This window comes from Eubacterium sp. An11 (assembly GCF_002161065.1).
In the GTDB taxonomy this organism is placed as follows: Bacteria; Bacillota; Clostridia; order Lachnospirales; family Lachnospiraceae; genus Anaerobutyricum; species Anaerobutyricum faecale.
The window spans coordinates 1-10,385 of sequence record NZ_NFLV01000049.1 but is presented as its reverse complement, the minus strand read 5'-3'; the positions used below and the strand labels follow the sequence as shown (position 1 = coordinate 10,385).

The window sequence follows — 10,385 nt, the reverse complement described above, 5'->3', positions numbered from 1 at the left end:
ATTATTTTAGGATAACATCTGATGAAGGAAGAACACCTTCTTCTGTTATCTAATCATAGAAACTTATTAACCGAGTAGTCTTATTGACTACACCATTATTATACTAGGGGGGAAGGAAATGCTGATTAAAAGTATAACTCTCAATGATTTTCGGCAGTTTAAAGGAAATCAGAAATTAGAATTTTCAACGGATGCCGACAAAAATGTTACTGTTCTGTTAGGAGATAATACTTTCGGAAAAACAACAATCTTACAGGCTTTTAATTGGTGTTTATATGGTGTTGCAGATTTTCCGAAAGATAGTAACCCGGATTTTTTGCTTAATCTAGAAGTAGCAAATGAGCAGGCTGGTATTCAGAAAAAGTGTGAAGTTTTTGTTGAGGTGCTTTTATTACATAAAGATACTGAATATATTGTACGGCGGACCCAAGCATATGTAGATCGTGCATATGGTAGCTGGAATGCATTAAATAGTCAATTATCTGTATCGTACAAGGAAAATGGCATTACAAAACCAGTAAGAGAAGGAGAAGAGCGAAACATTATAAATTCGATTCTCCCACAGTCTTTATCGGGGTATTTTTTCTTCGACACTGAGCGGGTTTCAGATATAAGTACAAGAAAAGATTTATCTGAAGCTGTTCAAGGTTTATTAGGGTTGGCCCCGGTTAATAATGCAAGAAAGCATTTGGGTTCGCGTACATTAAAAAATACTGCAATTGGACAATGGAATAATGCACTAGATTCTGATGGAGATGAAAGAGCCAAGAATGCGCAAGATACAATTTCAAGAGAAACAGAGAAAAAAGAGAAATTGCAAAGAGAGATTGAAAATGCTGATAATGAGCTGGAATCTTTAAATTTGCAAAAGGAAAAAATTGCAGAAATTCTTCGCGATAATCAGAGCACGGCTGAGTTACAGCGTCAAAAGCAAGAGTATGAAAGAAAATTGGAAGATGAAAAAGCTGAGTTGGTTCGTTGCAATAACTTGTTTATGAACTATTATAATGACTATATTACTACTTATGTAGCTCTTCCGTTAATGGATCAGGCGGAGGATTTCCTTGCAAATGCGAATGTGGATGACAAAGGTATTCGCGACATGACGGAAGCCTCTATTAGAGACATAATAAAGCGGGGCAGGTGTATATGCGGTGCACCTATTGTTACGGATAAGAATGGCGGGGTGGGAAATGATGCATATTATCATATTATGCAAGAGATGAAATATCTTCCACCTGCACATATTGGTACTGCAATACGTAATTTCAAGCAATTGTTGGAAGCAGACAGAAGAAGTGTTGCTCAGTTTTACCAAATATCTGAACAGCAATATAAGGAGATACAAAAACATAGAAATACTATTGCACAGTTGGAGGATGATATCAGTCGAATAGATGAAAGTATTTTCGGTAAGGAAAATATGAGTAGCTATGAAGGAGATATGAATCGCATAAAAAGTGACATCAAGAGAATGAATGAGAAAAAAGAACGGTGTAATAGAGATATTGGCGCATGTATAGCTGCAATTGATTCAGCACAAAAAGAATATGATGGTTTAGTATCTGCATCAGAACGAAATAAAAGATTAATTATATATTTGGCTTATGCTGAAAGAATTTGTGCTTGGATTGATGAGGCTTATGCTGAAAAAGAGCAGGAGATGAGAGTGCGTCTTCAAGAGAGAGTCAATCAAATTTTCTCTAGAATGTATCATGGAGAACGTCGGGTTCAAATTGACAAGCAGTATCATGTCACCTTATTTGCACATTTGAATGGAAAAGAAGTCATTACGGGAGAATCGGAAGGTCTGAAACGAGTTAAAAATTTTGCATTTATTGCAGGACTTGTAGATTTGGCAAAAGAAAAGGCCTCATTGGGACATAATGCTTCAGATACTATTTCATGGGAAAATGAAGCGTATCCTTTAGTTATGGATGCTCCGTTTTCTAATGCCGATGAAACTCATATTAAGAATATTTCTGGTGTACTGCCAGAAGTCGCAAATCAGGTTATTATGTTTGTTATGGAAAAGGATTGGCAGTATGCAGAACCGGTTATGGCAGCGCATGTTGGTAAATCTTGCAAATTGATGAAAAAGACAGAATCCCATACGAAAATAGTAGATTGAGGTGAGAAAAATGTTTGAAGGTGACTACACGATTTATGGTAAACATGCTACATATATAAAATATCTTGTGAATGATGCGAAAGCTTTTAAACGATATATAGATGTTTACATGACAGGTGCTATGTTAGGAATATTATATGATAAGAGGTCTATAGCCAGTGATTCCACTGATCGAGCTAGAATATATTCGGATGCATTTAATACAGAAAACATAAAATGTAATGAATTGTTCAAATTAGTAATTCTTAATGATACATCTATGAAATGGTCAGAGGAAGAGCGTATAAATATTTGTTTTCGTTATCGTGATAAAATGGATGAAAATGCTATTCCTCCGATACAGCCGGAAGAGATAACTGCTATGAAAGATGCATTAAATTTATTTAATAGTTATGTTTTTGGTGGTATTGAACTTTTGTACGAGTGTTTTTCGAATAGTGCAACGCTAGGAGTTGATGAAACGGTTGATTATGCATATAAGACGATTTTTGATCAGAGAAACTTGATTGAAAGCAGACAGGGAACTACAGATGTAGAGCAATTATTTCGCCCAGAATATTAATTGGTGGATAAGATGAAAAAAATATTAATTGAAAATTTATCTATATCAACACGCTCAAGACATATTCTACATAAGCTGGGGATAGAGACTGTTGATCAGTTGATGGAGACAAAAATTGAAATAATTGCAGAACAAAAAAATGTAGGAGCCAAAACAGTTTCAGAGATTGAGAATATTATGAATAAGCTTAATACCGGAGAAATTTTATTAACTGATTTAGACGAGCAGACTGACTACATGAAAGAGGTATGTTTTTCTTCAGATCAATTATTGGAATTATCAAAGCATTCAATATCGGAATTAGGGCTATCGATTAGAGCGTATAATGCCCTGAATTGTGCAGGATATGTTACGTTAGACAAAGTGGCAGTCCTTAAAGAAGAAGACCTTGCAGAAGTAAAGAATATTGGAAGAAAATCAGTTAATGATATTCTACAATCTATGGAAATATGGCTTAATGAGAATATGATATCAGTAGAAAAAATAACAACTTCTGACGAAATTAAGATTGATTCCGAAGTGGAGGAGTATTTTTATCGATTGTCGATTTTATTGTTGCCTTTTAGGCAGATATACTGGTATCAATTGTATAAATACGCAGAAAAAGCTGAGCTGTTGGATCGGATTATTTATGGAGGGTTTGATCAAATATTTTCTGATAATATAATTGCATTATTAGAAATACCTGATTTAAGAGAAGATTTAGTGACATTCTTTTTAAAGCTTGCGCCCGACGGCGTTATAGAAATGAATGAATTAGAAAAGAAGATTTTGTGTCAAGATCTGGAATTTAATAAAGACATATTATTTAACAAGTTTTGTGATGGCACTATCTGTATAGAAATTAATGGATATATTTTCCTTAAACGTAGTAACATTACAGATTTTATGGCGCAAGAAAGTGATAAAGAGAAGCGTGAATTTGGCATTATGGGAAAACGACTAGATGGAGATAGCTTACAGAGTATAGCACTTGATTATGGAATAACTAGGGAGGGAGCCCGACAGATTATCAAAAGAACTGTTCACAAATTTCCTTTGTTGTGGGAAGATTATTTTAAAGAACCTTTTGAATTTTTTCGATTGTCAAAAGAGGAATTTAGTAATGCATTTTCGATATATGGAGAAATCCAATATGAATATTTGATGATTAAATATATCAAAGGAAAAGAAAAATTAACAGAAAACAGTATAAAAAAATATGATGGTAAATTTGTTAATAGATTAAAAGATTTTTTGCAAGAAAAAACATTGCGTTATGATAAACAGAATGTTTCTAGAACAGAAATGATATATCGTGTTTTACTTAGTAATAGTGAACGAGCTATGTCAATGAATGAGTTTGAAACTGCCTATTATGCTTATCTAGACACAAAAGGCTATTCACGAACCCGGTTGAAGATTAATATGCGAACAGTCACTAATTTTTTGCGTAATGCTAAACATATTGTATTTAATGAACAGAATCGTGTAAGATATTGCGATGCAGATTATTATCAGCTATGGGAAAATATAGATTTTAATCAATATAATAATTTAGTGATTTCATCAAACAGAATCTTTGCAGATTATCGTGAGTTAATGGAAGAATTAGATATAAGAGATGGATATGAACTTTTTTATGTTATAAAATCATCTCTTGAAGACTGGAACAAAGATGATTTTGAGATTAATTGTCGTCGTGTACCAGTTATCATTTTTGGAGAAGGAGATGAGGCTGTTCAGGCAGTACGTTTTTTGAAAGAAATATCACCCGTTGATTACTATGATTATTATCAAGCTTATGAGGAACGTTATGGCATTCATAAGGAATCAGCACAGGGAAATCCGACTATAAGCAATGCACTTAGCGTATATTACATTGGTGGCCAGTATGTAATTGATGTTCCTGCAATTGATGAGCGAGATGTAGATGGATTCAAAAAGATGCTTTCAACAAAGAAAATATGGTTTAGAGATGATTTGGAGAAAGTATTTGAGAATATCTGTGTGCATTCATCAGGCGATGCGCTAAATGCAGCCGCACTTAAACGGATTGGATATTCTTTAAACGCCGGATATGCATACAATGTTGAATATGGATCGATGAGTAATTTCTTTGATATGGAAATATTTACTGGAGATGTTGTTGATATGAATGAACTTGATCGAAGGTTGACCACGCTTCCCGTATTCATATCTGCATTAGAAAAAAAGAAAAATTCATTGGAATATATAGAGATAGCGCCAAAAATCTTAATGGATATCGAATGTGTAAAACAAAACTATGGAATTACAATAGAAGAAATAAAAAGACTGCAAAGATGGATATTATCGGTTTGTGAAGATAAGTATTTTAATGCACATAGTTTGTGGAATAGCATAAAAGATGAATCCATAATTCAGAAGCTTCAGACTAATGAATGGATGTGTACATGTATTTTCAGACAACAAGAAGAAATATTTTCTCTTTCTGTTGCTGGTGGAATTATCTTAGCCAAGAATAGCACAGCACTGAGTCTGAGTAACATATGTGAATGGATTGTTGAAAAAAAAGGAAAAATGACTGTTCAAAATCTTACAAATACAGTTAATGATATGTTCAATACAAATATACCTTATTATAAAATTGCAGAAAAATTAAAATCAGGTGGAAGTTGGAAAAATTGTGTAACAGATTCATTTGATGATTATATTGATACATTAATGATGGGTGCGGAAGAGGAAGTAGATTTGTTTCAAGAGGAGTTCTTTTAATATATAAAAAAGTTTAGAAATAATAACATTTTTTTGTGATATTGTAGTTGCAGAAAAAAGGCGCTTTAGTTTGGGGTAGCTATCCAGGACAATCATAGTAAACATAATAGTTATGACTTCTTTTGGTGCTAAATAATATCGATATATTAAAATAGCAACCGGTGTGTATGCTAATAATCAGAGTTCTGAAAGCGTCAAGGCATTTTCTTTTTATCGGTGTATGCTCTAATCCATTGATTATTATAGCGTGACAGAGCCGCCTGCCCGGCGAAATTGGAGCTATAGTTCTGATGACACAGAGTCACGTTGATTTTGCTTGATTGATTTAGACTTCCTGGAGTAATGTTGGTCAAGGTCAGAGCCACTATAGCGGGACGTTAGCAGCCTTTACAAGTAGTATTCCAGTAAGTAATTTATTGATAACAAAATCATGGATTTTATTTGGCCCTTACTCTCCGGAATGGTTGGTCCTATGTCAAGATTTAGCGCAAGTTAAAATGAGAAATTTATCCTCATCTTAACTTACTAAAAGCAGTTCGTTTGTCTGCGTCTGCTCATATGTAAACGGTAGATAGTACGTACCTCGAAAATTATAGACATATGTGAGATACTAGACTCCAACTCTAATGAACGGGTATCAATAGTCTCAAACTCAACTTTTGATACCATCTGTAGAAATGAGGTGAGTCTACACTATGAGATCAGAAACATCTGTTGTAGCAACGCAGTACCGGCTCCAGAAATGGGCCGCACAGATCAAAGACTGCCAGAACCGTCCGGAAGGCATGAAGGTATCTGGTTCTCATAATCCGGCTTAGTGGCAAAATGCTCTGATATAGTCAACCATTAGAGATGTTTGTATTTTTAGAGTTATTGTAAGATTGAGATAGAGGCGTTTTCACGAAAGGAAATTTGTTTTTTTTATTATATTATAATGAAAGTGGGACTCCTTTGTGTGGCGTTTGTTATGGGAAATAGACTAATGTAGGTGCAGCATTGAACAAGGAGAAAGAGTATAATGAATTTCTTTAAAAGATTTAACGATTATAGTTGTATTTATGACAATAAAAAAGAATTGACGACATTGTCTCATTATACTAATTCAATAGATGCCGTGTTAAATATTTGCAAGGGTTGTTTTTGGATGACAGAGATCATGGATTTTGGAAATGATGATCCTAAAGAAGGGGTTCTTATTTTAGAAAAGGTCTTTGATTACATACAAAATAATATAGAGAGTCCAGAAATTAAGAAATATGTGACTGAATTTATAGGAGATGAACAATCAAGAAAAAAGTTTCTGAAAGATGATCATACTACATTTGTGTTATCTACTTGTAAAAATAATAATTCAAACACAATGTGGGAAAATTATGCAAAGGAAGATGGATATAGGATTGAAGTAGATTTTAAAAAATTTTGGAAATCAATAAGCGTTTCGATTAAAGGATTGAACAAAAAGAATAGGAATAATGAGATTGTTAAATATGCTCCTATAATTTATGAAGAGAAGAAACAAGAAAATCTTGTAATGAAAGAATTCACAGATCTGATAAATTCACAAGCTTTTGGAATAGTGCTGAAGGAAAAAGTAAAATATATATTACAGCATTTAATGTATGTGGGGAATTTTTATAAAGAAAGTTATTTTTTTGAGGAAGAAGAAGTTCGTTTTGTAATTAACACAATGATATATAAAGATGGAGAGATTGTGGATCTAATGCCAGATAGAGAACTTAATAAAAATAATAATAAACATTATATTGAAATGAAATTTGATCCGATGGCGATTATATTGGTAGAATGTAAAAGTGAAAAGGCAAAAATTAAATTTTTATCAAAATCAGGCGAAGGATGGGAGACCAAGGTTAAAGTGCTATAGATATAGCAATTTATCTAATATTTATATTTTTTTGAAGAAAAAAACATTCTAAAAAGTTTAATTATTTTTTTGAAAATTGAGTTTTTTCAAAGGTCAAAAAAATAAAATATTTAGCACTCACCTATTGACTTGGCTAACAAACTGTGTTATAAAATATGCAGAGGTTGTTATAGAAAGAATATAACAGCCTCTGCATATATGCTTTTATGTAGATATTTTTCTATCATTATTCCAGGACAAGGAGGAATGAGCATGAATATTAATAAATTTACGCAGAAGTCTATCGAAGCGGTTAATCAGTGTGAGAAGCTTGCCTATCAGTACGGCAACCCGGAGATTGACCAGGAGCATTTCCTGTATAGTCTCCTTACCATAGAGGACAGCCTGATTCTCAAGCTCATTGAGAAGATGGAAGTCAATAAAGATGCATTTCTGGAGCAGACCCAGCAGCTGATCGAGAAGAAACCGAAGGTTTCCGGCGGTCAGGTTTATATCAGCAAGAGTTTAAATGAGGTGCTGGTCAGCGCGGAGGACGAGTCCAAGGCCATGGGCGATGAGTACGTTTCCGTGGAGCATTTGTTCCTGTCGCTGTTGAAGCATCCGAATAAAGAAGTGAAGAAGCTGTTCCAGGCTTACGGTATCACGAGAGAGCGTTTTCTGCAGGCTCTGTCCACTGTGCGGGGCAATCAGAAGGTTGTCAGTGATAATCCGGAAGCTACTTATGAGACTCTGGAGAAGTACGGCTACGACCTGGTGGAGAGGGCGAGACAGCAGAAGCTTGATCCGGTCATCGGCCGTGATAATGAGATAAGAAATGTTGTGCGGATTCTTTCCAGAAAGACCAAGAACAACCCGGTATTGATCGGTGAGCCTGGCGTCGGAAAGACAGCCGTTGTGGAAGGACTGGCGCAGCGAATTGTCAAAGGCGACGTGCCGGAATCTCTGAAAGATAAAAAAGTATTTGCTCTGGATATGGGTTCCCTGGTGGCCGGAGCCAAATACCGTGGCGAGTTTGAGGAGCGTCTGAAAGCGGTGCTGGAGGAGATTAAGGCCAGCGAAGGACAGATTTTGCTGTTCATTGATGAGCTGCATACCATCGTCGGCGCCGGTAAGACGGAGGGCGCCATGGATGCGGGTAACCTGCTGAAGCCTATGCTGGCAAGGGGTGAACTGCATTGTATCGGTGCCACGACCCTCAATGAGTATCGTCAGTACATTGAAAAGGATGCTGCCCTGGAACGTCGTTTCCAGCCGGTTATGGTGGATGAACCGACGGTGGAAGATACCATTTCCATCCTGAGAGGTTTGAAAGACCGTTATGAAGTGTATCACGGAGTTAAGATCACGGACTCTGCGCTGGTCAGCGCGGCAGTGTTGTCTAACCGGTACATTTCCGACCGTTTCCTGCCGGATAAGGCCATCGACCTGGTGGATGAAGCCTGTGCCATGATCAAGACAGAGCTGGATTCTCTGCCGACAGAGCTGGATGAGGTCCGCAGAAAGATCATGCAGCTGGAGATTGAGGAAGCGGCTCTGAAGAAAGAAACCGACCGTCTCAGCCAGGAACGTCTGGCGGATCTGCAGAAAGAGCTGGCAGAATTACGGGAAAATTTCCAGATTCAGAAGGCTACCTGGGATCAGGAGAAGTCCGCTGTGGAGCGTGTTTCCAAGATTAAGGAAGAAATCGAAGCCTTAAATAATGAGATTCAGATTGCCCAGCGTAATTATGATCTGAATAAAGCCGCCGAGCTGCAGTACGGCAAGCTGCCGGAGCTGCAGAAGGAACTGGAAGCGGAAGAGGCGAAGGCCAAAGAGAAAGGTACTTCCCTTGTTCACGAGAGTGTTACCGATGAAGAGATTGCCAAGATTATCAGCCGTTGGACAGGTATTCCGGTCGCCAAGCTGACAGAGAGTGAAAGAAATAAGACTCTGAATCTGGATAAAGAACTTCATAAGAGGGTTGTCGGACAGGATGAAGGCGTAGAGAAAGTAACCGAAGCTATCATCCGCTCCAAAGCGGGTATCAAAGACCCGACCAAACCAATCGGTTCCTTCATGTTCTTAGGCCCGACCGGTGTCGGTAAGACAGAGCTGGCCAAAGCCCTGGCGGAGAGCCTGTTTGATAATGAGCAGAACATGGTTCGTATCGATATGAGTGAATACATGGAGAAATATTCCGTATCTCGTCTGATCGGAGCGCCTCCGGGATATGTGGGATACGAGGAAGGCGGTCAGCTGACAGAAGCTGTCAGAAGAAAACCGTACTCAGTTGTCCTCTTTGATGAGATTGAAAAGGCACATCCGGATGTATTTAACGTACTGCTTCAGGTACTGGACGACGGACGTATCACAGATTCTCAGGGAAGAACCGTGGACTTTAAGAATACGATTCTTATCATGACATCCAATATCGGTTCTCAGTATCTGCTGGATGGCATCAGCGAAGACGGCAGCATTCGTCCGGAAGCAGAGGAAATGGTCATGAATGACCTGCGTGCTCACTTCCGTCCGGAGTTCCTGAACCGTCTCGATGAGATTATCATGTTCAAACCTCTGACCAAAGACAATATTGGCGGTATCATCGAATTGATGCTTGCCGATGTCAACAAACGTCTGGCCGACAGAGATTTGAAGATTGAACTGACTGACGCGGCCAAAGATTTTGTCATTGAACATGGCTATGAGCCGACTTACGGAGCCCGTCCGCTGAAACGTTTCCTGACCAAGCATGTGGATACACTGGCAGCCAGACTGATTCTGGAAGGAAATGTGAAAGAAGGCGATGTCATCTTAATTGATGAACAGGATGGAAAGCTGACGGCGTCCATAAAAGAATAGTAAAAAATGTATAGAAATGCAGTGCTAAACTGCAGATAAGAATATCATTTCAATGATTTCTGCCCCGGCTGGTAAAACGGCCGGGGTTTTTTATTGGAATTTGTCATTGTAAAATGTAGGTGATTATTCCGGGGCTCTTTGAGCCACCTGTCCGGACTTTGAGAGCCACCATTCCGGAGAATGAGAGCCACATATTCCGGTAATTCAGAGCCACTTTAGGCTCTATTACATAGATT

6 protein-coding genes are annotated in these 10,385 nt (G+C 37.4%); all 6 read left to right on the top strand.

The features are described from left to right. Positions 1-118 precede the first annotated feature (118 nt). The 6 genes from B5E53_RS17895 to clpB all read left to right on the top strand — a co-directional run bounded on the left by B5E53_RS17895 (position 119) and on the right by clpB (position 10,149). Positions 119-2,131 carry an AAA family ATPase gene (locus B5E53_RS17895; protein WP_087317453.1) on the top strand — a complete coding sequence of 671 codons (2,013 nt, stop codon included), beginning with the start codon at positions 119-121 and terminating at the stop codon, positions 2,129-2,131. A gap of 10 nt (positions 2,132-2,141) precedes the next feature. Further along, on the top strand, positions 2,142-2,693 hold the full coding sequence (locus B5E53_RS17890; protein WP_087317451.1) for a hypothetical protein: 552 nt from the start codon (positions 2,142-2,144) through the stop codon (positions 2,691-2,693). Between the two features lie 12 nt (positions 2,694-2,705). After that, the gene (locus B5E53_RS17885) at positions 2,706-5,429 is read left to right on the top strand and encodes a DNA-directed RNA polymerase subunit alpha C-terminal domain-containing protein (protein WP_087317449.1); all 2,724 of its coding nucleotides are present in this window, start codon (positions 2,706-2,708) and stop codon (positions 5,427-5,429) included. A 695-nt stretch (positions 5,430-6,124) separates the two neighbouring features. Continuing rightward, positions 6,125-6,247, top strand: coding sequence for a hypothetical protein (locus B5E53_RS19885; RefSeq protein ID WP_343215683.1), 123 nt, complete (start codon positions 6,125-6,127; stop codon positions 6,245-6,247). 200 nt (positions 6,248-6,447) lie between these two features. Then, positions 6,448-7,311, top strand: a complete 864-nt coding sequence (locus tag B5E53_RS17880; protein ID WP_087317447.1) for a DUF2971 domain-containing protein — start codon at positions 6,448-6,450, stop codon at positions 7,309-7,311. 252 nt (positions 7,312-7,563) lie between these two features. Further along, positions 7,564-10,149, top strand: coding sequence for an ATP-dependent chaperone ClpB (gene clpB / locus B5E53_RS17875; protein WP_087317444.1), 2,586 nt, complete (start codon positions 7,564-7,566; stop codon positions 10,147-10,149). Positions 10,150-10,385 lie beyond the last annotated feature (236 nt).